At 57.3% G+C, this 24,527-nt stretch carries 21 protein-coding genes; 10 read left to right on the top strand and 11 right to left on the bottom strand.

Annotation, left to right across the window (positions count from 1 at the left end; all coding sequences use genetic code 11):
* Positions 1 to 196: 196 nt before the first annotated feature.
* Together bcp and IM299_RS19515 are read right to left on the bottom strand one after the other, a co-directional pair.
* Positions 197 to 667 (bottom strand): thioredoxin-dependent thiol peroxidase, encoded by a 471-nt coding sequence (gene bcp, locus IM299_RS19520; RefSeq protein WP_032659360.1) that lies wholly within the window; start codon positions 665 to 667, stop codon positions 197 to 199.
* A complete protein-coding gene (locus tag IM299_RS19515; RefSeq protein ID WP_028014022.1) occupies positions 667 to 1,236 on the bottom strand; it encodes a glycine cleavage system transcriptional repressor in 570 nt (189 codons plus the stop codon). The genes bcp and IM299_RS19515 overlap by 1 nt, the downstream gene beginning before the upstream one ends.
* Before the next feature lie 145 nt (positions 1,237 to 1,381).
* On the opposite strand from IM299_RS19515, the gene dapA reads away from it, so the two are divergent.
* The 6 genes from dapA to ypfH all read left to right on the top strand — a co-directional run bounded on the left by dapA (position 1,382) and on the right by ypfH (position 7,839).
* Positions 1,382 to 2,260 carry a 4-hydroxy-tetrahydrodipicolinate synthase gene (gene dapA, locus IM299_RS19510; protein WP_028014021.1) on the top strand — a complete coding sequence of 293 codons (879 nt, stop codon included), beginning with the start codon at positions 1,382 to 1,384 and terminating at the stop codon, positions 2,258 to 2,260.
* Positions 2,261 to 2,276: 16 nt separating this feature from the next.
* Entirely contained in the window at positions 2,277 to 3,311 is a 1,035-nt protein-coding gene (gene bamC, locus IM299_RS19505; protein WP_028014020.1) for an outer membrane protein assembly factor BamC, read from the top strand.
* 109 nt (positions 3,312 to 3,420) lie between these two features.
* Positions 3,421 to 4,134: a phosphoribosylaminoimidazolesuccinocarboxamide synthase gene (purC, locus tag IM299_RS19500; protein ID WP_023332985.1), complete on the top strand. Its 714-nt coding sequence runs from the start codon at positions 3,421 to 3,423 to the stop codon at positions 4,132 to 4,134.
* Positions 4,135 to 4,254: 120 nt separating this feature from the next.
* Positions 4,255 to 5,124 (top strand): neutral zinc metallopeptidase, encoded by an 870-nt coding sequence (locus IM299_RS19495; protein WP_041908778.1) that lies wholly within the window; start codon positions 4,255 to 4,257, stop codon positions 5,122 to 5,124.
* Positions 5,124 to 7,070, top strand: coding sequence for a tRNA(Met) cytidine acetyltransferase TmcA (locus IM299_RS19490; RefSeq protein WP_193357968.1), 1,947 nt, complete (start codon positions 5,124 to 5,126; stop codon positions 7,068 to 7,070). The genes IM299_RS19495 and IM299_RS19490 overlap by 1 nt, the downstream gene beginning before the upstream one ends.
* A 73-nt stretch (positions 7,071 to 7,143) precedes the next feature.
* Positions 7,144 to 7,839 (top strand): esterase, encoded by a 696-nt coding sequence (ypfH, locus tag IM299_RS19485; RefSeq protein ID WP_028014017.1) that lies wholly within the window; start codon positions 7,144 to 7,146, stop codon positions 7,837 to 7,839.
* A gap of 38 nt (positions 7,840 to 7,877) precedes the next feature.
* Here the strand turns inward: ypfH and IM299_RS19480 are convergent, their stop codons facing one another.
* The 3 genes from IM299_RS19480 to IM299_RS19470 are packed head-to-tail and all read right to left on the bottom strand — an operon-like array spanning position 7,878 to position 9,587.
* Positions 7,878 to 8,075 (bottom strand): YpfN family protein, encoded by a 198-nt coding sequence (locus IM299_RS19480; RefSeq protein WP_013098222.1) that lies wholly within the window; start codon positions 8,073 to 8,075, stop codon positions 7,878 to 7,880.
* 24 nt (positions 8,076 to 8,099) lie between these two features.
* The gene (gene dapE, locus IM299_RS19475; protein ID WP_028014016.1) at positions 8,100 to 9,227 is read right to left on the bottom strand and encodes a succinyl-diaminopimelate desuccinylase; all 1,128 of its coding nucleotides are present in this window, start codon (positions 9,225 to 9,227) and stop codon (positions 8,100 to 8,102) included.
* Positions 9,228 to 9,230: 3 nt separating this feature from the next.
* Positions 9,231 to 9,587 carry an ArsC family reductase gene (locus IM299_RS19470; protein WP_028014015.1) on the bottom strand — a complete coding sequence of 119 codons (357 nt, stop codon included), beginning with the start codon at positions 9,585 to 9,587 and terminating at the stop codon, positions 9,231 to 9,233.
* Between the two features lie 387 nt (positions 9,588 to 9,974).
* Between IM299_RS19470 and ypfM the strand changes: the two genes are divergently transcribed.
* Positions 9,975 to 10,034, top strand: a complete 60-nt coding sequence (ypfM, locus tag IM299_RS19465) for a protein YpfM (RefSeq protein WP_015572204.1) — start codon at positions 9,975 to 9,977, stop codon at positions 10,032 to 10,034.
* A gap of 108 nt (positions 10,035 to 10,142) precedes the next feature.
* On the opposite strand, the gene acrD is transcribed toward ypfM, so the two are convergent.
* Both acrD and narQ read right to left on the bottom strand, forming a co-directional pair.
* Positions 10,143 to 13,256, bottom strand: a complete 3,114-nt coding sequence (acrD, locus tag IM299_RS19460; RefSeq protein ID WP_028014014.1) for a multidrug efflux RND transporter permease AcrD — start codon at positions 13,254 to 13,256, stop codon at positions 10,143 to 10,145.
* A 142-nt stretch (positions 13,257 to 13,398) separates the two neighbouring features.
* On the bottom strand, positions 13,399 to 15,093 hold the full coding sequence (gene narQ / locus IM299_RS19455; protein ID WP_193357966.1) for a nitrate/nitrite two-component system sensor histidine kinase NarQ: 1,695 nt from the start codon (positions 15,091 to 15,093) through the stop codon (positions 13,399 to 13,401).
* 236 nt (positions 15,094 to 15,329) lie between these two features.
* On the opposite strand from narQ, the gene nudK reads away from it, so the two are divergent.
* Positions 15,330 to 15,920 (top strand): GDP-mannose pyrophosphatase NudK, encoded by a 591-nt coding sequence (gene nudK, locus IM299_RS19450; RefSeq protein ID WP_041908784.1) that lies wholly within the window; start codon positions 15,330 to 15,332, stop codon positions 15,918 to 15,920.
* A 109-nt stretch (positions 15,921 to 16,029) separates the two neighbouring features.
* Positions 16,030 to 17,073 carry a DUF1176 domain-containing protein gene (locus IM299_RS19445; protein ID WP_193357965.1) on the top strand — a complete coding sequence of 348 codons (1,044 nt, stop codon included), beginning with the start codon at positions 16,030 to 16,032 and terminating at the stop codon, positions 17,071 to 17,073.
* Positions 17,074 to 17,096: 23 nt separating this feature from the next.
* Here IM299_RS19445 and tkt read toward each other — a convergent pair whose 3' ends face one another.
* Complete coding sequence (tkt, locus tag IM299_RS19440; RefSeq protein WP_028014010.1) at positions 17,097 to 19,085, bottom strand: transketolase; 1,989 nt, start codon at positions 19,083 to 19,085, stop codon at positions 17,097 to 17,099.
* A gap of 19 nt (positions 19,086 to 19,104) precedes the next feature.
* A complete protein-coding gene (gene tal / locus IM299_RS19435; RefSeq protein WP_028014009.1) occupies positions 19,105 to 20,055 on the bottom strand; it encodes a transaldolase in 951 nt (316 codons plus the stop codon).
* A gap of 246 nt (positions 20,056 to 20,301) precedes the next feature.
* On the opposite strand from tal, the gene maeB reads away from it, so the two are divergent.
* Positions 20,302 to 22,581 carry an NADP-dependent oxaloacetate-decarboxylating malate dehydrogenase gene (maeB, locus tag IM299_RS19430; protein WP_193357964.1) on the top strand — a complete coding sequence of 760 codons (2,280 nt, stop codon included), beginning with the start codon at positions 20,302 to 20,304 and terminating at the stop codon, positions 22,579 to 22,581.
* A gap of 64 nt (positions 22,582 to 22,645) precedes the next feature.
* Here the strand turns inward: maeB and hemF are convergent, their stop codons facing one another.
* On the bottom strand, positions 22,646 to 23,545 hold the full coding sequence (gene hemF, locus IM299_RS19425; RefSeq protein WP_063155455.1) for an oxygen-dependent coproporphyrinogen oxidase: 900 nt from the start codon (positions 23,543 to 23,545) through the stop codon (positions 22,646 to 22,648).
* Positions 23,545 to 24,420 carry an N-acetylmuramoyl-L-alanine amidase AmiA gene (amiA, locus tag IM299_RS19420; protein ID WP_045261156.1) on the bottom strand — a complete coding sequence of 292 codons (876 nt, stop codon included), beginning with the start codon at positions 24,418 to 24,420 and terminating at the stop codon, positions 23,545 to 23,547. Before amiA ends, hemF begins: the two co-directional genes overlap by 1 nt.
* Positions 24,421 to 24,527 lie beyond the last annotated feature (107 nt).

The raw sequence follows: 24,527 nt of genomic DNA, 5'->3' as shown, positions 1-24,527 counted from the left end.
GATTTACAGCCGGACCAGGACATCGCTGTAAGTTATTCATTTCTCTGAAGCAATGTTCATCGCTTCAGGAAAAAAATTACTGGGGATTCCTCAGCCCACGGGGAAAGGGGGCAAACACTAAAAACGGTAGCATGCGCTACCGTTTTGCATTTACCTTGCAGGTCGGGTAAGGCGAAGCCGCCACCCGACACTCACTTCAGGCGCTTGCTTTCAGCCAGTTCAACACCACGTCGTGGTGGTTGCTGGTTTTGAAGTCGTCAAACACATGTTCAACTTTACCGTCAGCGTCAATCAGGAAGCTGATGCGGTGAATGCCGTCGTAGGTTTTACCCATAAAGGTCTTTTCACCCCAGACGCCGAACTGCTCGCAGACCTGGTGATCTTCGTCGGATAGCAGCGTGAAGTTCAGCAGCTCTTTTTCCGCAAATCGTGACAGCTTTTCTGGTTTATCCGTGCTGATTCCCAGCACTTCCACGCCGACTTTCTTCAACTCGTCCATGTTGTCGCGTAAGCCGCAGGCCTGTACGGTGCAGCCGGGGGTCATGGCTTTCGGGTAGAAATAGACCAGAACACGCTGTCCCTGGAAGTCGGTCAAATTTACTTGCTCACCGTCTTGATCCGGTAAGCTAAATTTCGGTGCGATGTCACCGGCTTTCAGTGGATTCATTACTCAACTCCATCCTGTTCGTGCTGCGAATAATTGACGACGCTTATACTGCCCTGCGCGTTTAATTCTGTACAGAGGGCTTTGAACGCTTGCTCGATATTTGACGCATCCTGCGAGGCAGGGCTGTGTGCGGTAATTTGAATAAAGAGCGTGGGAACGGTGCTTTCGTCGCCCGGCTGCGTGCGGGAGACGAGTTCGGCAATGTTCATCTGATGGCTGTCGAACAGCGCGGTAAAGCGCTCAATCAGATGCGGAGAATCAGGGACTTCAACCTGCACCCAGACGGTCGCGGGCATGGCCGGACGCGGGCGCGCGGTGGTGCGCTTCATGACGATCAGCAAATCCAGCTCCGCGCCTTTCAGCGGCAGGGTGGATTCAATAAGGGTAATGGCATTCCATGTTCCGGACAGCAGCATGATAAACGTGAACTCTTCGCCGAGCATCGCCAGGCGGCTGTCTTCGATGTTACAGCCGCAGCTGCTCACGTGACGGGTGATGGTGTTCACGATACCCGGCCTGTCGGCACCCAGCGCGGTGATAACCAGGTAATGTTGTGATGAGGTTGTCAAACCTGTTCTTCCTTTGCATGGTTAAGTCTTCCTAAGGAAAGCATAAAAAAAACGTGCATACAACCGCCAGAGGGCCTCAGGTCGCTTGCTTTTATTACAGTTCCAAACGTACCATTGAGGCTCTTGTTCGCACAGAGGATGGCTCATGTTCACGGGAAGTATTGTCGCGCTTGTTACACCGATGGATGAAAAAGGTAATGTCTGCCGGTCCAGCATGAAAAAGCTGATTGATTACCATGTCGCCAATGGAACCTCGGCGATCGTTTCGGTAGGGACTACCGGTGAATCTGCAACGCTGAGCCATGAAGAGCACGGCGATGTGGTTATGCTGACCCTGGAACTGGCTGACGGACGTATTCCGGTCATTGCGGGGACAGGTGCTAATGCGACCGCAGAAGCGATCAGCCTGACCAAACGTTTTAACGACAGCGGCATCGTGGGCTGTCTGACGGTCACCCCTTACTACAACCGTCCTACTCAGGAAGGTTTGTTCCAGCACTTCAAAGCCATCGCTGAACATACTGACTTGCCACAAATTCTGTATAATGTGCCGTCCCGTACCGGCTGCGATATGCTGCCGGAAACCGTTGGTCGTCTCTCGGAAGTAAAAAATATTATCGGTATTAAAGAGGCGACAGGGAACTTAAGCCGCGTTCATCAGATCAAAGAGCTGGTTTCAGACGACTTTATCCTGTTGAGTGGTGATGATGCGACCTCGCTGGACTTTATGCAGCTTGGTGGTCATGGCGTGATCTCCGTAACGGCGAACGTTGCGGCGCGCGATATGGCTGAAATGTGCAAACTGGCCGCAGCCGGTCACTATAATGAAGCGCGTGTCATTAATCAGCGTCTGATGCCGTTGCACAATAAATTATTTGTCGAACCCAATCCGATCCCAGTGAAATGGGCGTGTAAGGAGTTGGGGCTTGTAGCATCCGATACGCTGCGTTTGCCAATGACACCGATTACCGACCACGGTCGCGACATCGTCAGGGCAGCGCTGAAGCATGCCGGTTTGCTGTAAAGTTTAGGGAGATTTGATGGCTTATTCAGTACAGAAGTCGCGCCTGGCGAAGGTTGCGAGTGTTTCGCTTGTTATGCTGCTCGCTGCCTGTAGTTCAGACTCGCGCTACAAGCGCCAGGTGAGCGGTGATGAATCCTATCTGGATGCGACCCCGCTTGCTGAACTTCATGCACCGGCTGGTATGATCCTGCCGATTCAAAACGGCGATTATAATATTCCCGTGACCAACGGCAGCGGCCTGGTTGGTAAAGCGCTTGATATTCGTCCGCCAGCCCAGCCTCTGGCGCTGGTAAGCGGGGCGCGTACCCAGTTCACCGGTGACACGGCGTCTCTGCTGGTTGAAAGCGCGCGCGGAAGCAATCTGTGGCCACAGGTCGTCAGCGTTATTCAGGCGAAGAATTACACCATTGATAAGCGCGATGACGCCAGCCAGACGTTAACCACCGACTGGATCGAGTGGAACCGTCTTGATGAAGATCAGCAGTACCGTGGACGCTATCAGGTCTCCGTGAAACCACAGGGTTACCAGCAGGCAGTTAACGTTAAGCTGTTGAACCTGGAGCAGGCGGGTAAACCGGTTGCGGATGCCGCATCTATGCAGCGTTACAGCACTGAAATGCTGAACGTGATCGCCGCAGGTCTGGATAAGACCGCTACCGATGCCGCCAACGCCGCGCAGAACCGTAACGGCGTCACTTACGACGTTCAGAGCGGCGCGGATGACACCGGCCTGCCAATGCTGGTGGTGCGTGCACCGTTTAACCAGACCTGGCAGCGCCTGCCAGCGACGCTGGAAAAAGTGGGCATGAAAGTGACCGACAGCACCCGTTCAACCGGCAGCATGACGGCGACCTATAAGCCGCTGTCCGACAGCGCGTGGCAGGAGCTGGGCGCCAAAGATCCTCAGCTTGCCTCCGGTGATTACAAGATTCAGGTAGGTGACCTCGATAACCGCAGCAGCCTGCAGTTTATCGATCCAAAAGGTCACACGCTGACCCAGGCGCAGAACGATGCGCTGGTCGCTGTCTTCCAGGCAGCATTCAGCAAATAAATACGAGGGCGGGTTAATCCCGCCCTTTTTATTTTCGTGCTACGCAAACGTGTGCGTGGCATAATATACCCCGTTTTGAATGCAAATTATCACACCAGGAGTAATGAAGATGCAGAAGCAAGCTGAGTTGTATCGTGGCAAAGCGAAGACCGTATACAGCACGGAGAACCCGGATCTGTTGGTGCTCGAGTTCCGCAATGATACGTCAGCAGGGGATGGCGCCCGCATTGAGCAGTTCGATCGTAAAGGCATGGTGAACAACAAGTTCAACCACTTCATTATGACCAAACTGGCCGAAGCGGGTATCCCGACCCAGATGGAAGCGTTGCTGTCCGATACGGAATGTCTGGTGAAAAAACTGGATATGGTTCCGGTTGAGTGCGTGATTCGTAACCGTGCGGCAGGCTCCCTGGTGAAGCGTCTGGGCATTGAAGAAGGTATCGAGCTGAATCCACCGCTGTTCGACCTGTTCCTGAAAAACGATGCCATGCACGACCCAATGGTCAACGAATCCTACTGCGAAACCTTCGGCTGGGTGAGCAAAGAGAACCTGGCGCGCATGCAGGAACTGACCTACAAAGCCAACGACGTGCTGAAAAAGCTGTTTGATGACGCGGGCCTGATCCTCGTCGACTTCAAGCTGGAGTTTGGTCTGTTCAAAGGTGAAGTGGTGCTGGGCGACGAGTTCTCCCCGGACGGCAGCCGCCTGTGGGATAAAGAAACCCTGGATAAAATGGACAAAGACCGTTTCCGTCAGAGCCTGGGTGGCCTGATTGAAGCGTACGAGGCGGTAGCTCACCGTTTAGGCGTTAAGCTCGACTAAGTTCCTCAGTTGCCAAAGGATGTTCGCATCCTTTGGCGTCTTACCTTTGTTTCCTATGGTAATCTTGCCGTTAACCGCCTACGATCATAGCTATTATTAATGGAATAGTTCGAGGTGGTTATGCGCTGGCAAGGGCGTCGTGAAAGTGACAATGTAGAAGACAGACGCAGTGATGGTGGCGGCGGTCCTTCAATGGGCGGGCCCGGCTTCCGCTTACCCAGCGGCAAGGGCGGTATCATCCTGCTGATTGTGGTGCTGGTCGCAGGTTACTACGGGGTCGACCTCACCGGTCTGATGACCGGTCAACCGCTGCAGCAGCAACAGCATTCTCAGCGCTCCATCAGCCCGAATGAAGATGAAGCGGCCAAATTTACCTCCGTTATTCTCGCCACAACTGAAGATACCTGGAGTCAGCAGTTCGAGAAGATGGGGCGCACCTACCAGCAGCCTAAGCTGGTGATGTACCGGGGCGCAACCCGCACCGGATGCGGTACCGGGCAATCTGTTATGGGGCCATTCTATTGCCCGGCAGACGGCACCGTCTATATCGATCTCTCTTTTTACGATGACATGAAACGCAAGCTTGGCGCTGACGGTGATTTTGCTCAGGGCTACGTTATCGCGCATGAAGTCGGCCATCACGTGCAAAAGCTGCTGGGGATTGAGCCCAAAGTGCGCCAGCTTCAGCAGAACGCGTCTCAGGCCGAAGTGAACCGCCTTTCCGTCAAAATGGAACTGCAGGCGGACTGCTTCGCGGGCGTCTGGGGCCACAGCATGCAGCAGCAGGGCGTGCTGGAATCCGGGGATCTTGAAGAGGCATTAAACGCGGCTGAGGCCATCGGCGACGACCGTTTGCAGCAGCAGAGCCAGGGTCATGTCGTGCCGGACAGTTTCACTCACGGTACGTCACAGCAGCGCTACAGCTGGTTCAAGCGCGGCTTTGACAGCGGCGATCCGGCCCAGTGTAATACCTTCGGCAAAGCCATGTGATGGTGTCGTTTGAACATCTGACGCGCGAGCTTGAGCGTACCGGGCACCGCCGTCTGGTGGTGCTCACTGGCGATGAACAATGGACGTTGAGCCAGGCGGCTGGCCTGCGTGATGCCTTGCCGGGAGACTGGCTGTGGCTGGAGGAGAATCCCTCAAAAGCCGTTAGCGGGATGCTGGGGCGCGAATACCTGCACGCCGTTTTTGACGCGCGTGCCGGGTTTGATGTCTCAGCCTTTGCCGCACTCAGCGGGACGCTGCGCGCCGGAAGCCTGCTGGTGCTGCTGGTGCCGCCTCTCGCTGACTGGGCCGACAGGCCCGACGGCGATTCCGTGCGCTGGAGCGACAGCGCGGAACCCATCGCCACCCCGCGCTTCGTTCACCATTTTTGCCGGACGCTTGCCGCCGATGCGGATGCGATCGTCTGGCAACAGCATCGTCCTCTCTCTCTTCCCGCTGCGCCGGATTCGCCCGCCTGGCAGCCAGCCAGCGGCGAGCCGCAGCGCGAGCAGGCGGAGATCCTCGACGCGCTTCTGACCATGCCTGCGGGCGTCGCTGCCGTGACGGCACCGCGGGGGCGCGGAAAGTCAGCCCTGGCGGGGATGCTGCTCAACAGCATTCAGGGGAGTGCGGTGGTCACTGCACCGGCCAAAGGGGCAACGGATGTCATTGCGCGCTTCGCTGGCGAGCGTTTTCACTTTATGGCCCCGGATGCGCTGCTGGCCTCCACGACAGAAGCCGACTGGCTGATTGTTGATGAAGCCGCAGCCATCCCCGGCCCGCTGCTGGACAAGCTGGTGTCGCGCTTTCCCCGCGTGTTGCTGACCACCACGGTCCAGGGTTATGAAGGCACGGGCAGGGGGTTTCTGCTCAAGTTCTGCGCCCGGTTCAGCGGGCTGCGGCGCTATACCTTAACCATCCCCATTCGCTGGGCGGCCGGGTGTCCGCTTGAGCGGATAGTGGCGAATACGCTGCTGTTTGACGACGCGCTTATTGACCGCAAACCGGAAGGTGACGTGCGTTTACGGTCGCTAGAGCCGCAGATGTGGGAGAGCGACCCGGCGCGCGTGGCAAGCGTGTATGAACTGCTGTGTGCCGCGCACTACCGGACGTCCCCGCTCGATTTACGCCGGATGATGGACGCCCCCGGCCAGCACTTTGGGGTTGCACACGCTGGGGCGGATATGGCGGGCGCGCTCTGGCTGGTGGAAGAGGGGGGATTGCCCCCCGATCTGAGCCGCGCGGTGTGGGCGGGCTTTCGTCGTCCTCGCGGGAACCTTGTGGCGCAGTCACTGGCGGCGCACGGCGGGTCGCCTCTTGCGGCGACGCTGAAGGGGCGGCGGATTAGCCGTATTGCGGTGCATCCCCACCGTCAACGGGAAGGCATCGGCCAGCGGCTTATTCGCAGCGTCAGCGGTGAAGATTATCTCTCGGTAAGCTTTGGCTATACCGACGAGCTGTGGCGTTTCTGGCGGCAGTGCGGCTTTGTGCTGGTGCGAATGGGCAGCCATCGGGAAGCCAGCAGCGGGTGCTACACGGCGATGGCCTTATTGCCGCATAGCGAGGCCGGGCACCGCCTGTGCGCGCAGGAGCACCAGCGCCTGTGTCGTGATATGCGCGTTCTTTCAGCCTGGAACGGCGAAAAGATCCCGGTGACCGATGCCTGGGAAGCTACCCTTAATAGTGACGACTGGCTGGAGTTGGCGGGATTTGCCTTTGCGCACCGGGCATTTTCAACCTCGGTTGCTGCCCTGACGCGGCTGGTGTTAGCTACAGACATGCCGCTTCCGGCGCTGCGCGGGAAAATAGAGGGTAAGACGGAGGAGATGGGGCGAAAAGCGCTGCTGGCTAAACTGCGGAGTGAAACCGCGCAAGCGCTTGAGAGCCTTGATTATTCCCGCTGCCAGCAGCTGAAAGCCGACATTTTGCAATGGCAATTTTTTCAATGACTTCTTCAGTAAAGTGGCATGGTCATTACCCCGCAGAGGCGTAAAATCCTGCTCATCAATTAAGGAGACCGCCATGAAACACGACCATTTTGTTGTTCAAAGCCCTGACAAACCGGCTAAACAGTTACTGCTCCTGTTTCATGGCGTGGGCGATAATGCCGTCAATATGGGACAGATTGGCCGCTGGTTTGCGCCCGTTTTTCCGGAAGCATTGATCGTCAGCATCGGCGGCGTGGAGCCGTGCGGTCCAGACGGACGGCAGTGGTTCCCGGTTCAGGGCGTGACGGAGGAGAACCGTCAGGCGCGCATTGATGCGATCATGCCCACGTTTATCGACATCGTGCGCTACTGGCAGCAGCAGAGCGGCGTAGGCGCTGACGCAACGGCGCTGATTGGCTTCTCGCAGGGGTCAATCATGTCGCTGGAAAGCGTAAAAGCGCAGCCCGGTCTGGCTTCACGCGTCATCGCCTTTAACGGGCGTTATGCAACGCTACCGACAAGCGCGACCACGCAGACCACCATCCATCTCATTCACGGTGGTGAAGATCGGGTGATTGAGCTTTCGCATGCGGTAGCTGCCCAGGAAGCGCTGGTGCGCGAGGGCGGGGATGTGACGCTGGATATTGTTGACGATCTGGGCCACGCGATCGACGACCGCAGCATGCAGTTTGCGCTCGACCATCTGCGCTATACCGTGCCGAAGCACTACTTTGATGAAGCGCTCAGCGGCGGTAAGCCGAATGATGATGATATTGTTGAGTTTATGTGAGGTTATCCCCTCTCCACAGGAGAGGGGATACAGACCGATTACTTCTTCTGGTCTTTCTTCGGCCAGTCGTCGTCATCGTCCCACTTGTCGTTAAAATCACGGTGCGGCGGGAGATCCGGCTTATTCGCGAGAAACTTTTTGTGGTCAACGCGCTTAAGGTCTTTGATCACGTTAAGCAATACACCCACCAGAAACACCAGCACCAGAATCCACCAGTACTTTGCAAGCCAATCCATTCGCTATTCCTCTCTGAGCGCTCGTCAGGCGACGAGTTGCTCCATAATACGTTGATACATGCGGGCCAGTAGTTGTAAATCGGCTGCGTTCACACACTCGTTGATTTTGTGAATCGTCGCGTTAACCGGACCCAGTTCGACAACCTGTGCACCCATGCGGGCGATAAAGCGTCCGTCTGAGGTGCCGCCCGTCGTCAGCAGCTGCGGCTTAATTTCATTATAGTGCTCAATGGCGTTCACCACCGCATCCACCAGCTTACCGCGCTGCGTCAGGAACGGCTGGCCGGAAAGCCACCAGTCAACGGTGTAGCGCAGGTTGTATTTTTCCAGCAGAGCGACAACGCGCGCTTTGATCGTCTCGTCGGTCAGTTCGGTACTGAAGCGGAAGTTGAACTGGACGAAGAAATCTCCCGGGATGACGTTGTTGCTGCCGGTTCCGGCCTTGACGTTGGCGATCTGCATGCTGGTCGGCGGGAAGAACTCGTTGCCTTTATCCCACTCGATGCCTACCAGTTCGTTCAGCATTGGCGCGGCGCGGTGGACCGGGTTATCGGCCAGATGCGGGTAGGCCACATGCCCCTGAACCCCATGTATGGTCAGGTTACAGGTCAGCGAGCCGCGGCGACCATTTTTGACGACATCACCCACCACTTCGGTACTGGACGGCTCGCCGACCAGACAGTAGTCAAGACGTTCATTGCGCGCCATCAGCGCCTCAACGACCTTCACGGTACCGTTATGGGCGCTGGCTTCTTCATCGGAGGTGATCAAGAACGCGAGACGGTTTTTGTGGTTCGGATGCTGAGCCACAAAGCGCTCTGCCGCCACAACCATTGCCGCCAGCGAACCTTTCATGTCTGCCGCGCCGCGGCCGAAGAGCATGCCATCGCGGATGGTCGGCTCAAACGGCGGATTAATCCAGCGATCAGCGTCACCCGCGGGAACGACGTCAGTGTGCCCGGCAAAGGCCAGCGTTTCGCCCTGGCCACGCCACGCCCAGAAGTTCTGGGTGTCGCCAAAATCCATGCGCTCAACGGTAAAACCGATGGCGCGCAGGCGCTCAATCATTAATGCCTGACAACCTGCGTCGTCCGGGCTAAGGGAGGGACGGCGAATAAGCTGTTGAGTCAGCTCAATGACCGGGCATGACATACACTACACCTCTACGAAAAAGTCAGAATAAAGGGTTTCACTGAAACCCAGCAGCATAGGCTGACCTGGCTTGCAGAGCAATGGGCGTTTGATAATTGCCGGCATGTCGAGCATTAACTTTGCCGCGCTGTCGGCGTCTTTGATGCTGGCGCGCACGGATTCGTCCAGCTTACGCCAGGTGGTGCCGCGGGTGTTCAGCAGCGCTTCCCATCCCAGTTCGTTAATGGCGGTATGCAGAAATTCTGCATCAAGCCCGTCGGCACGATAATCGTGGAAGCGGTACTCGACGTTATTAGTTTCCAGCCAGCGGCGTGCTTTTTTGATGGTGTCGCAATTTTTAATGCCGTACATCACAACCATGTTGAATCCTTTTGCTCTTATGGCGATTAAACGTTCAGTAAATTCGAAGATATATCTTTAGGTGGAATATAACACACTCAGGAATGCTCTGGATTTACACTTCTTCTTAATTCAACTCACACTTGTACGCTGAATATAGTTTCACCCTTTAAGCATAGATGTCCATAGGGTTTAAATTCTGAATAAACTCAGCGCGTAAAATAAAACTCACCCGTTCGTAGGGTTATTTCAAAATATTGCTGGCCGTCACACAAAATTTAAACTCCTCCGTTCATATTTATCATAAATCCCCAACGGTGGCGGGGTACAATCACAGCGATTGGTTAAACAGTCTTCACAATGATGATACGTTTTCGTAGAATGCGCATAATAATAAGAGAGGTTGTTATGATTGAACGTGAACTGGGGAACTGGAAAGATTTTATCGAAGGCATGCTTCGTAAATGACATTCAGTAAGAATTGCAAGAGCACTAAAATAAGTAAAATAACCATAGTGTGAATTAATCACACAATAAAAAGGCGGCCGATTAAGCCGCCTTTTTTATGACTGCGGGTTATTCCTGTCGCTCCCGGAGCGGGAAGCGACGACGCACCAGCACAAAGAACAGCGGCACAAAATAAATCGCCAGGATGGTGGCCGAAATCATCCCACCCATGACGCCGGTACCCACCGCATGCTGGCTGCTTGAGCCTGCACCCGTGCTGGTTGCCATCGGCAGTACGCCAAAAATAAACGCCAGTGAGGTCATCAGGATCGGACGTAGGCGCTGGCGGCAGGCGTGCAGCGTGGCGGCCATCAGCTCGTGGCCTTTGGCATTCATCTCGTTGGCAAACTCAACGATCAGAATGGCGTTTTTCGCCGACAAGCCGATCACCGTAAGTAGCCCCACCTGGAAGTAAACGTCGTTCTCCAGGCCGCGCATCCAGGTCGCCAGCAGCGCACCGATAACCCCAAGCGGCACCACCAGCATGACCGAGAACGGAACCGACCAGCTCTCATACAGCGCGGCAAGGCAGAGGAAGACCACCAGCAAAGAAAGCGCATAGAGGGCAGGGGCCTGCGCCCCGGAGAGACGCTCCTGGTAAGACATGGCCGTCCATTCCAGACCAAAACCGGCGGGCAACTGCTGCACCAGTTTTTCCATGGTGTCCATGGCGGTACCGGTGCTGACGCCCGGCGCGGCTTCCCCGACGATTTCAACTGCCGAATAGCCGTTATAGCGCTCCAGGCGCGGCGAACCGCTCTCCCAGCGCGACGTGGCAAAGGCGGAGAAGGGGACCATCCCGCCAGAATTATTGCGTACAAACCAGCGGTTAATATCATCCGGCAACATGCGGAACGGCGCGGCTGCCTGGACATACACTTTTTTCACGCGGCCGCGATCCATAAAGTCATTTACGTAGCTTGAGCCCCATGCGGTTTGCAGGGTGTCGTTGATATCGTCGATCGACACGCCCAGCGCCTGAGCTTTACGCTGGTCGATATCCACCTGAAGCTGCGGGCTGTCGTCAAGACCGTTGTGACGAACGCGGGTCAGGCCGGGATCTTTCCCTGCTAGTTCTAGCAGCTTATCGCGCGCGGCCATCAGGGCCGAGTGGCCCGCGCCGGCGTGATCCTGCAGCTCCATATCAAACCCGGCGGAACTGCCCAGGCCGCTGATCGCGGGCGGGCTGCTGGCAAAGACGCGCGCCTCTTTAATGCGGGCAAACGCTTTGGTTGCGCGTTCGATGATGGCGAACGAGGTTCCCGTTCTGGCGTCGCGTTCGTCCCAGTCTTTCAGGCGGACAAACATGCGGGCGACGTTCTGCCCGTTCCCGCCCGGGCCGGAGCCGACGGTAGAGAAGACCGAAACAACGTTATTTTTCTCTTTGGTGAAGAAGTACTGCTCAACGTTCTGAACCACCTTCAGCGTCTGCTGCTGGGTGGATCCGCTCGGGAGCTGCACCGAGGTGATGAACATCCCCCGGTCTTCCTGCGGCAGGAACGAGGTGGGAAGATGCAGGAACAGCCACACCATGCCGCCCAGCAGCACAACGTAAATCATCATCCAGCGCAGGCTGCGGTGTAGCACTTTACCGACGGCAGATTCATACCGCTCGGCGTTGCGGTTGAACATGCGGTTAAACCAGCCGAAGAATCCTTTCTGGCCGTGATGTTCCCCTTTGTGCAGCGGCTTAAGGAGGGTGGCGCAGAGCGCGGGAGTGAGGATCAGCGCCACCAGCACGGAGAGCACCATCGCCGAGACGATGGTGATTGAGAACTGACGGTAAATCGCCCCGGTTGTACCGCCAAAGAAGGCCATCGGGATAAAGACCGCCGACAGCACCATCGCGATACCGACCAACGCCCCCTGAATTTGTCCCATCGATTTACGCGTCGCCTGACGCGGGGAAAGCCCCTCTTCGCTCATGATGCGCTCGACGTTTTCGACCACCACAATGGCATCGTCCACCAGCAGGCCAATCGCCAGCACCATGGCAAACATCGTCAGGGTGTTGATGCTGTAGCCGAACGCGTAAAGCACCGCAAAGGTGCCCAGCAGCACCACCGGGACGGCAATGGTGGGGATCAGCGTTGCGCGGAAGTTTTGCAGGAACAGGTACATGACCAGGAACACCAGGGCGATCGCTTCCAGCAGGGTTTTGACTACGTCCTCAATCGAGGCTTTAACGAAGGAGGTGGTTTCATAGGCGACCTTGTACTCCAGCCCGTGCGGGAAATACTGCGACAGCTCATCCAGACGGTCCAATACCAGCTTCGCCGTCGCCATTTCGTTTGCGCCGGAGGCCAGCTTAATTCCCAGTCCAGAGGCCGGGTTGCCGTTAAAGCGGCTCAGGTAATCGTATTTCTCCGCACCCATTTCCACCTTAGCAACGTCGCCCAGACGCACTTCTGAGCCATCCTGATTCACGCGCAGGGTGATGTTGCGGAACTGGTCCGGGGTCTGAAGCAGAGATTGCGAATTAATGGTGGCGTTCAGGGCCTGTTTATCGACGGAAGGCGTGCCTCCCAGTTGCCCCACGGCAATTTGGGCGTTCTGTGCTTTGATGGCGTCCGTCACGTCGGTTGCCGTCATCTGATAGCTGTTCAGCTTGTTGGGATCCAGCCAGATACGCATCGAGTACTGTGAGCCGTAGGCGTCGATATCCCCCACGCCGTTAATACGGCTGAGCGGGTCCTGAATATTACTGGCGACGTAGTCCGCAATGTCCTGTTTATCCATTGAGCCATCGGTTGAGACAAACGCGATGGTCAGAATGTTGGTATCACCGGTTTTACGCACGGTGACGCCCTGGTTCTGCACGGCCTGGGGCAATTTACGCATGGCCGACTGCAGCTGGTTTTGTACCTGCTGCACCGCTTCGTCCGGGTCGGTGCCCGCCTCAAAGCTCAGGGTGACAGTCGCCTGTCCCGTGGCGCTGCTTTGGGAGGACATGTACATCAGGTTATCCAGACCCGTCATGTTCTGCTCGATAACCTGCGTCACGGTATTTTCCAGCGTTTGTGCGGACGCGCCGGGGTAGTTTGCTGTGACACGCACGTTAGGCGGTGCCAGATCGGGATATTGCTCAACGGGAAGAGAAGTAATCGCCAGGACACCTGTCAGACACAACAGGATGGCAAGCACCCAGGCAAAAATGGGGCGATCGATGAAAAAATTCGCCATGAAAGTGTGACCTCGTTTTGCTGCACGTCATTATTGTTTATTGCCCGCATCACTTTAGCGGTAAGGCCCAGGCCAAACGTGGAGAAATAAAGGAGATAATGTAAATTATCATGCGCTTTTCCCGGCGCTTCCCCCTTTACCGTTATTTACCTGTTAACGGCGCAGGTGCGGGGAACGTCACGCTGACCTGCGTGCCGCCGTTTTGCGGCTGCGAGAAGTGCAGCATTCCGCCGAGCCGTTGCGCGCGTTCTCGCATAATGTTCAGCCCGTAGTGTCCCGGCGGCTCGCTGGCCTCGCCAATCCCGATGCCGTTGTCACGAATGCTGACGCTGTGCGTGCCGTCCACGGCGGTCACGCAGCTGACGGTGATCTCGCTGGCCTGCGCGTGCTTAATCGCATTCAGGACGGCCTCCCGCACGATCTGCAGCAAATGCACCTGCTTCTGCGCGTCAAGCGCCAGGGTGGAGAGGCGGCAGTCGAGGTGCAGCTTCGCCTGCGTCTGGCTCTGCAGGGCATCGAGAGACTCCTGCAGCGCCGCGGGTAAATTCGCATGGTTTAGCGTCAGGCGGAAGGTTGTCAGCAGCTCGCGCAGTTGCTGCCAGGCGTTGTTCAGCTCGCGGGAGAAGTCGGTGATGATCGTCTGCGCGGAGGCATTTTCTGCCGGCACGGCATGTTTAAGCAGCGTGAGCTGGATCCGCAGATAGGAGAGTACCTGCGCCAGCGAATCATGCAGCTCGCGGGCGATGGTGGCGCGCTCCTCCATCAGCAGCAGCTGCTGGTAATGCTTCTGCGCCTGGTTAAAGTACAGCCCACGTCCGAGCATGGTCGCCACGCTTCTCATCAGCGGAAGAGGAACGCTGCCCGTCTCGCTTTGCCAGCGCAGCTCGCCGTAGAGGGTATCCTGCATCAGCACCGGCAGGGTTTGCAGAGAAATGCCGTTCACCTCTGTTCCTTCACACAGCCGCCAGTCGTCGCTGGTGCGTAGCTCCAGGTAATTCATCTGCGTGTATTCATGCACAATCTGCAAAATATGCCGGAAGCACAGGCTGTCTATCTGCCCGGTATTCAGCGCCTGGGAGCATTTGAACAGCATGTCGAGCTGCTGGTGGGCTTCATGCAAATGCCGCGTCTTTTCCGCGACGGAGGCTTCGAGCGACCGATAGAGAGTATGTAGCTCGCCCGACATATGGTTGAACGCGCGGGAGAGTTGGCCCAGCTCGTTGGGGAGCGCGGTGTCCGGCGCCGGGGTGGTAAATTCCCCTCGCTCAATGCGTTCGCTGGCGGCCACCAGGTTGTTCAGCGGCAACACCACCTGGCGACGGATGCGCCGCAGGGTAAACAGCGTCAGCAGCAGGATCCCGAGCGCGCCAGCCAGAGAGAGGAGGGTCACCGTCTGGATTTTATTTTCGGTGTAGTGCTGGAGGGCGAGCACAAAGGCATCAATGCGGCCGACAAAATCCTCAATGTGAGCGTCATACCATGCGCTGTCGCCGCGGGCGATGTGCTTGTCCATGTCCAGCCAGGCCACATGCAGCTGCTGATAGCGCGCCTTGACGTTGTCCGGGACGTACCAGCGGTTCAGCTTCTCCAGGGAAGGCGCGCTTAACGTTCGCTGCCAGTTCTCACGATGCGCCATAAGGGAGGGGCTGTTGCGCTGCATCTCGTAGCCGAGGCGGTAGCTCTGCATGCGCAGCGAGCCCGCAATGTTGATAGCTTCGGCGTCACGCTGGCTACTGGCAAGCGTCAGCAGCGCGACGGTGCTGGTCAGCACGGACAGGGCAATGATCGAAAAGAAAGCCCAGGCAAGGCTTCCGGAAACGGGGCGTTTAACGGTCACGGAACGGATCTCTGCATAAAATGGCTCAGCCACAGGTCATGGGCAGTTGTACATTGCCTGATAACGCGGTGGCGAGCAAATAGCTTATTCATACTAAAGATAAGGTTATTGATCCAAAAGCTGCTTTGGGCATTAACCTGAAATCTGGCGAGAAGTAACGCGCCGCCTGAGCCGACGGACGACAAAGCGGGCTTCACGGAGTAGTATAAACAGACTCATTTAGCCGTGGAGCCCGTATGTCCCTGAACATTACCGTTATCAAAGACAAAATCCTTTCTGAAAATTACTTTGTCCTGCGTAACATCACTTACGATTTAACCCGTAAGAACGGTGACGTGATTCGCCACAAACGCGAAGTCTACGACCGGGGCAATGGTGCAACCATTTTGCTGTATAACCGTGAGAAGCAAAGCGTAGTGCTGATTCGCCAGTTTCGGGTCGCGACCTGGGTTAACGGCAACGCGGACGGGCGCCTGATTGAAACCTGCGCCGGCCTGCTTGATGACGATGAGCCGGAAGTCTGCATCCGCAAGGAGGCCGTTGAGGAGACCGGTTTTGAAGTGGGCGAGGTGCAAAAAGTCTTTGAGCTTTTCATGTCCCCTGGCGGGGTGACCGAGCTGGTCCATTTCTTCATTGCGGAATACACCGATGCCCAGCGCACGCATCGCGGCGGCGGCGTGGAGGATGAAGACATTGAAGTGCTGGAAATGCCTTTCACCCAGGCCGTTGAGATGGTGAAAAGCGGCGAGATCCGCGACGGTAAAGCGGTGATCCTGTTACAGTATCTGCAAACCAGCGGCTTAATGAACCCTAAACCGATGTCGTGATAACGTGTATTTCAGATAAATCTATCCGATAAATCCGATTGAGCCCGCCCGCCCTGGGCACGAAGATACGCCCCAGATTGACCTTTTCGTTTCCGGGGCTGTGCCATTCATGCGTTACTGCGTTTTGCTTCTCTTCTTTTTCTGCGTGCTACCCGCGCCTCTGGTGTGGGCTGCGCCCGCGCAGCAGTCTTTTTCAGACTGGCAGGTTACCTGCAATAACCAGAATTTTTGTGTTGCCCGGAATACCGGCGAGCATCGCGGTCTGGTCATGACGCTGAGCCGTAGCGCAGGCGCGAAAACGGACGCCAGCCTGCGCATCGATCTCGGCGGGCTTTCGGCCCCGCCGGTTAAAGAGCCTGACATTGCCCCGCGCCTGCTGCTCGACAACGTTCCGTTAAAGCTCAATTCGCAGCACTGGCAGTTAACCTCCTGGCATCTCAAAACTGACGATGCGGGTACCATCACCACGTTTCTGAAAACCATTCAGGAAGGGCAGGCGCTGACCCTGCGCGGGGGGAAGCAGACGATCTCGCTGGTCGGTCTGAAGGCGGCGCTGCTGTTTATCGACGCCCAGCAGAAGCGCGTTGGCAGCGAAACGGCATGGATTAAAAAAGGAGATAGCCCGCCGCTGAGCGTGCCTCCTGCACCGGCATTAAAAAAGGTAGCCGTGGTGAACCCGACGCCGACGCCGCTGACGCATAGCGAGCTGAACGATCTGCTGGATTATGGGACGTGGCGAATGAACAACAGCCAGTGCTCGCTGGATCCTAACCGTCGTGAAGTACGCGTCACTGCATTAACGGATGACAAAGCGCTGTTGATCGTCAGCTGTGAAGCGGGGGCCTATAACACGGTCGATCTGGCGTGGCAGGTCTCACGTAAAAAACCGTTCGCCGCCCGTAGCGTCAGGTTACGTCTGCCGTTCACCCCCTCCAGCCAGAGCAGCGATATGGAGCTGATGAACGCCCGCTTCGATGAGAAAACGCGCGAGCTGACGACGCTGGCGCTGGGACGCGGTATTGGAGACTGCGGGATCCAGACGCGCTGGCGTTTTGACGGCCAGCGTTTTCGCCTGGTACGCTACGCGGAAGAGCCAAGCTGCGATAGCTGGAGTGGGCCAGACGCCTGGCCCACGCTGTGGATCACTCGCTAGTTTTGCCGGATGGCGCTGTCGCACTACAACACGCTCAGCGCTTTCTCCACCACGTTTTCAACGGTAAAGCCGAAATACGGGAACAGTTTGTCGGCAGGAGCGGATTCACCGTAACCCCGCATGCCCACAATTGCCCCTTTCAGCCCCACGTACTTATACCAGTAGTCGGCAATACCCGCTTCCACCGCCACGCGCGCCGCAACGCTGGAAGGCAGCACCGATTCCCGATACGCCTCGTCCTGGGCGTCAAAAATATCCGTTGAAGGCAGAGATACCACGCGCACCGCGTGACCTTCGGCGGTCAGCTTCTCCGCCGCTTTCACCGTTATTTCCACCTCGGAACCGGTGGCAATCAGGATCACGTCCGGCTTGCCGCCGCTGTCTTTCAGGATGTACCCGCCGCGGGCGATGTTTTTTACCTGCTCCGGCGTGCGCTCGATCTGCGCCAGGTTCTGGCGCGACAGGATCAGCGCCGTGGGCCCGTTATGACGCTCAACGGCCAGCTTCCAGCCCACCGCGGCTTCGACCTGGTCGCACGGACGCCAGGTGCTGAAGTTTGGCGTTAAGCGCAGGCTTGCCAGCTGCTCTACCGCCTGGTGCGTTGGTCCATCTTCCCCCAGCCCGATGGAGTCATGGGTGTAAACCATGATCTGCCGGGCCTTCATCAGCGCCGCCATACGCGCCGCGTTTCGGGCGTACTCGACGAACATCAGGAAGGTGGCGGTGTAAGGCACGAAGCCGCCGTGATGGGCGATGCCGTTAGCAATCGCGGTCATCCCGAACTCGCGCACGCCGTAGTGGATATAGTTCCCGGCAATGTCTTCCTTCAGGGATTTAGAGCCTGACCAGATGGTGAGGTTGCTTGGCGCCAGATCCGCCGAGCCGCCGAGCAGCTCAGGCAGGAGAGGGCCAATCGCGTTCAGGGTATTTTGCGACGCCTTACGGGTAGCGATTTTCGCCGGGTTGGACTGCAGATTTTCTATCAGCGCCTGGGTTTTATCGTCCCAGTCTTCCGGCAGGCCGCCGCTCATGCGGCGGGAAAACTCGGCGGCCAGCTCCGGGTGCGCTTTTTTGTAGGCGGCAAATTTTTCGTTCCAGGCCTGCTGCGCTTTTTCACCCGCTTCGCGCGCATCCCATGCTCTGTAGATCTCTTTCGGGATCTCAAACGGCGGATATTTCCAGCCCAGTTTCTGGCGGGTTAACGCCACTTCTTCTTCGCCCAGCGCCGCGCCGTGCGCCTCTTCTTTGCCCGCTTTGTTCGGCGAGCCGAAGCCAATGGTGGTACGGCAGATAATCAGGGACGGTTTGTCCTTCACGCTCTGCGCTTCCTGAATCGCTTTTTTCACCGCTTCCGGATCGTGGCCGTCAATCTCGTGCACCACGTGCCAGTGATAGGCCTCAAAGCGTTTTGCCGTGTCGTCGGTAAACCAGCCCTCGGTTTCCCCGTCGATGGAGATGCCGTTGTGGTCATAGAAGCCAATCAGCTTGCCGAGCCCCAGCGTGCCCGCCAGCGAGCAGACCTCGTGGGAGATCCCTTCCATCAGGCAGCCGTCGCCCATAAAGACGTAGGTGTAGTGATCGACAATCTCGTGGTCGGGCTGGTTGAACTGCGCGGCCAGCGTACGCTCGGCAATTGCCAGGCCGACGGCATTCGCCAGGCCCTGGCCCAGCGGGCCGGTGGTCGTTTCCACGCCAGGTGTATAGCCGATCTCCGGGTGGCCCGGCGTTTTGGAGTGCAGCTGGCGGAAGTTTTTTAACTCCTCAAGCGGCAGGTCGTAGCCGGAAAGGTGCAGCAGGCTGTAAAGCAGCATCGAGGCGTGACCGTTGGAGAGAATAAAACGGTCGCGGTCGTACCAGGTTGGGTCAGTGGGGTTGTGCTTCAGGAAGTCGTTCCACAGCACTTCGGCAATATCGGCCATCCCCATCGGGGCGCCAGGGTGGCCGGAATTGGCTTTTTGTACGGCATCCATGCTGAGTGCGCGAATGGCGTTGGCGAGCTCTTTACGGGACATAGTTCACTCCGTGGCAAGGTTAAAGTTTGGCGGCGAGAAGATCTTCGAGTTTTCGCTGGTCGACGGCGAACTGGCGGATGCCGTCCGCCAGTTTTTCCACGGCCATAGGGTCCTGATTATGCTCCCAGCGGAACTCCGCTTCGGTCATGGCTTTCGGTTTTGGCAGGACGGTAGAGGTCGGCACCAGCTTGCGGATCACCGTTTCGTCGCTCTCCTGCAGCTTTTTCAGCAGGTCAGGGGAGATGGTCAGACGGTCGCACCCTGCGAGCGCGAGGATCTGCTCGGTGCGGCGGAAGCTGGCGCCCATCACGATGGTTTCGTAGCGGTGTTGCTTGTAATAATCGTAGATATTACGCACCGACTTCACGCCTGGATCCTCTTCCACCACGTACGGGTCCATCGGCTGTTTCGCCTGATACCAGTCGTAGATGCGCCCGACAAACGGCGAGATCAGGAATACGCCCGCTTCGGCACAGGCGCGCGCCTGGGCAAAGGAGAACAGCAGCGTCAGGTTGCAGTGGATCCCCTCTTTTTCCAGAACCTCTGCCGCGCGGATGCCTTCCCATGTGGACGCGAGCTTGATCAGAATGCGTGACTTATCGATCCCCTGTTCCTGGTAGAGTTCCACCAGGCGGCGCGCTTTGTTAATACTCTTTTCCTGATCGAATGAGAGGCGGGCATCCACTTCGGTCGACACGCGCCCCGGAATGCTTTTCAGAATTTCCGCACCAAAATTAACCGCCAGCTTGTCGCTGGCTTCAGCAACCTGCTGCTCCTGCGTTTTCCCGCGCTGTTTACCGTAGGCAATCGCGTCGTCAATCAGATGGCTAAAATGGGCAAGCCCTGCCGCTTTCAGAAGCAGCGAAGGGTTGGTGGTCGCGTCCTCTGGCTGATAGTGGCGAATCGACTCGATATCGCCGCTGTCTGCAACCACGGTGGTGAATTGTTTGATGCCGTCTAGCTGGTTCATAAATAATTACTCCTTGGAAATAAAAGAGTTAGATGAGTGCGTTAGTTCACACTTCTGAGAAAATCATGATGGACTTAACAAAAAAGCATAGCAGACGGGGCAGGCATTGCTTTTGAGACGGGTAACATGGCTGTTATAAATTGATAACAATTTTTGATGTGTGATGATGAGAGTTTGGCAGCCTTCAAAGTTTATGCGCTGCTCAGCGGCGATACTATCTGACCGATACGTAAAAGGAATAACAAGATGGACGATCAGTTAAAACAGAGTGCCCTCGATTTTCACGAGTTCCCTGTCCCCGGTAAAATTCAGGTCTCCCCAACCAAGCCGCTGGCGACCCAGCGCGATCTGGCGCTGGCCTACTCTCCGGGCGTGGCTGCGCCGTGTCTGGAGATCGAAAAAGATCCTCTGGCGGCCTACAAATACACCGCGCGCGGCAACCTTGTCGCCGTTATCTCTAACGGTACGGCGGTGCTGGGCCTGGGCAACATTGGTGCCCTGGCCGGTAAACCGGTGATGGAAGGGAAGGGCGTTCTGTTTAAGAAATTTGCCGGTATCGACGTGTTCGATATCGAAGTGGACGAACTCGATCCCGATAAGTTCATCAACGTGGTGGCCGCGCTGGAGCCGACCTTCGGCGGGATCAACCTGGAAGACATCAAAGCGCCGGAATGTTTCTATATCGAGCAGAAGTTGCGCGAGCGTATGAACATTCCCGTGTTCCATGACGACCAGCACGGCACGGCGATTATCAGCACCGCTGCCATTCTCAACGGCCTGCGCGTGGTGGAGAAAAATCTCTCCGACGTGCGCATGGTGGTCTCCGGTGCGGGCGCGGCGGCCATCGCCTGTATGAACCTGCTGGTGGCGCTGGGCATGCAGAAACACAATATTGTGGTCTGCGACTCTAAGGGCGTTATCTACAAAGACCGCGAGCCGAACATGGCGGAAACCAAAGCGGCGTATGCCGTGGAAGATGACGGCAAGCGCACGCTTGAGGACGTGATTGACGGCGCGGATATCTTCCTCGGCTGTTCAGGCCCGAAAGTGCTGACCCAGGAAATGGTGCAGAAAATGGCGCGCGCGCCGATGATCCTGGCGCTGGCGAATCCTGAACCGGAAATCCTGCCGCCGCTGGCGAAGGCGGTGCGCGAAGACGCCATTATCTGTACCGGCCGTTCGGACTACCCGAACCAGGTGAACAACGTACTCTGCTTCCCGTTCATCTTCCGCGGGGCGCTGGACGTTGGCGCGACGGCGATCAACGAAGAGATGAAGCTGGCCGCCGTTCACGCCATCGCCGAGCTGGCGCACGCTGTGCAGAGCGAAGTGGTCGCCTCCGCCTACGGGGATCAGGATCTGAGCTTTGGCCCGGACTACATCATTCCAAAACCGTTCGATCCGCGCCTGATTGTCAAAATTGCGCCAGCCGTTGCCAAAGCGGCGATGGACTCCGGCGTGGCGACGCGTCCAATTCAGGATTTCGACGCGTACGTCGATAAGCTCACCGAGTTCGTCTACAAAACTAACCTGTTTATGAAGCCGATCTTCTCTCAGGCTCGCGCAGACGCGAAGCGCGTGGTGCTGGCGGAAGGGGAAGAGGCGCGCGTGCTGCACGCCACGCAGGAACTGATCACCTTAGGGCTGGCGAAGCCGATCCTGATTGGTCGTCCGAGCGTGATCGAGATGCGCATTCAGAAGCTGGGCCTGCAGATCAAGCCGGGCGTGGACTTTGAGATCGTTAACAACGAATCCGATCCGCGCTTCAAGGAGTACTGGAACGAATATTACGCGATCATGAAGCGTCGCGGGATCACCCAGGAGCAGGCGCAGCGGGCGGTGATCAGCAATACTACGGTCATCGGCGCGATCATGGTCCATCGCGGCGAGGCGGATGCGCTGATCTGCGGCACCATCGGCGATTACCACGAGCACTTTAGCGTGGTGCAGGAGATCTTCGGCTATCGCGACGGCGTGCACACCGCCGGGGCGATGAACGCGCTGCTGCTGCCGAGCGGCAACACCTTTATTGCCGATACCTACGTGAACGACGACCCAACCCCGGACGAGCTGGCGGAGATCACCGTGATGGCCGCCGAGACCGTGCGTCGCTTTGGTATTGAGCCGAAGGTGGCGCTGCTGTCGCACTCAAACTTTGGTTCGTCTAAATCCGCGGCGGCGTGCAAAATGCGCCAGACTCTGGAACTGGTGCGCGAGCGTGCGCCGGAGCTGATGATTGACGGGGAAATGCACGGTGATGCCGCGCTGGTGGAGAGCATCCGCAACGAACGTATGCCGGACAGCCCGCTGAAGGGATCGGCGAACATCCTGATTATGCCGAACGTGGAAGCGGCGCGTATCAGCTACAACCTGCTGCGCGTCTCCAGCTCTGAAGGGGTGACCGTAGGACCGGTGCTGATGGGCGTGGCGAAGCCGGTGCATGTGTTAACGCCGATTGCCTCCGTGCGCCGTATCGTGAACATGGTGGCGCTGGCGGTGGTTGAGGCGCAGACGCAGCCGCTGTAAGGGCGCGTGTGCTTACCCGACCTGGGGATTGAGTAGGCCGGATAAGCGCAGCACCATCCGGCAGTTAAATCCAGTCGCGTACTTTAAGGAACTCACTCAAGGCAGCCTCCGGGCTGCCTTCTTTTGGTTCGTAGCTGTACTCCCAGCGCACCAGCGGCGGCATAGACATCAGAATCGACTCCGTGCGTCCGCCGGTCTGCAGGCCGAACAGCGTCCCGCGATCCCACACCAGGTTGAACTCCACGTACCGCCCGCGACGATAAAGCTGGAACTCACGCTCGCGCACGCCGTAGTCGGTGTTTTTACGGCGTTCGACAATCGGCAGGTACGCGTCGGTGAACCCTTCGCCCACCGCGCGCATAAAGCTAAATGCCGTATCAAAATCCGGCGTGTTGAGATCGTCAAAGAACAGCCCGCCGATGCCGCGCTGCTCGTCGCGGTGCTTCAGGTAAAAGTAGTCGTCGCACCACTTTTTATATTTCGGGTAAACGTCTTCGCCAAACGGCAGGCAAAGGTCCCGCGCGGTGGTGTGCCAGTGCACGGCATCCTCTTCAAAGCCGTAGTAAGGCGTCATGTCGAAACCGCCGCCAAACCACCAGACCGGATCGGCCCCTGGCTTCTCCGCGATGAAAAAGCGCACGTTGGCGTGGCTGGTCGGAACAAACGGGTTATGCGGGTGGATCACCAGCGAGACGCCCATCGCTTCGAAGCTGCGGCCCGCCAGCTCAGGGCGGTGCGCGGTAGCGGACGCGGGCATGGCGTCGCCGTGAACGTGGGAAAAATTCACGCCCGCCTGTTCGAAGATGCCGCCGTTACGCAGCACGCGGCTGCGCCCGCCACCGCCCGCTTCGCGCTGCCAGCTATCTTCCTGGAATTCACCGCCGTCTGCGGCGGCCAGTTTCTGGCAAATCTCATCCTGCAGCTGCAGCAGGAACGTTTTGACCAACTGTGCATTGGGTTTCATCAGCGTTTCCTGGAGTGCGCTTTCTGGTTATCGAACCAGTTGAAGTAACTGATAATGCCGGAGGCGATGGCGTTGGCGATCTTCTGGCGAAACGCCGTGGTGCCGAGCAGGCGCTCTTCTTCCGGATTGGTAATAAAGGACGTTTCCACCAGCACGGACGGGATGGACGGTGACTTCAGCACCACAAACGCCGCCTGTTCCGTGCTTTTACTGTGCAGACGGTGCACCGGCTTAATCCGCTTGAGGATATGCGAGCCGAGCGTCAGGCTGTTTTTGATGGTGTCCGTTTGCACGAGATCGAACAGCACCTGCTGCAACAGATGATCTTTATCCGTGGCTTTCTTCCCGGCTACTTCATCCGCCCGGTTTTCGCGATCGGAAAGGTATTTCGCCATGGCGCTACTGGCGCCGCGGTTGGAGAGGGCAAACACCGACGCGCCCGCGGCGGAAGGGTTTGTGAAGCCATCCGCGTGGATCGACATAAACAGATCCGCGCCGTGCTTATGGGCGATCTCGACGCGGTCATACAGCGGAATAAACGTGTCGCCCGTGCGCGTCAGGCGGGCGTCAATGCCGTTGCTGCGTAAAATTGCGCGCACATTTTTTGCAATTGCCAGCACGACGTGTTTTTCTTTCGAACCGTTTCTGCCAATGGCGCCGGTATCAATACCGCCGTGGCCCGGATCGAGCATCACCAGACGCTTTGCGCCCGGCTTTTTGGTTTTCGGTTTGCTGTGTCCGTTACTGGTTTTGAGCGTGCTCTCGTCTTTTGCCTGAGCCTGCTTAGCGATGCCCGTTAACGTTAAGGCCGCCAGCCCCGCTTTTAGAACCTGACGACGCGATGTGAGTGCTTTTAATGGTTTGAATGTGCTCATGCGGCCTGAATACTGAAAAATGGGGTCCTGGTGTTATATCGTATCGTGTTTCCCGTTACGACAGTCCTTATTGAGAATTGTTTTACTTTTCATTTCAATACGTGACA

Origin of the sequence: Enterobacter cloacae complex sp. P47BA (genome assembly GCF_014930485.1) — a bacterium.
Classification (GTDB): domain Bacteria; phylum Pseudomonadota; class Gammaproteobacteria; order Enterobacterales; family Enterobacteriaceae; genus Enterobacter; species Enterobacter bugandensis.
Note: the sequence above shows the minus strand (reverse complement) of the source record. Positions and strands in the feature narration are given on the sequence as shown.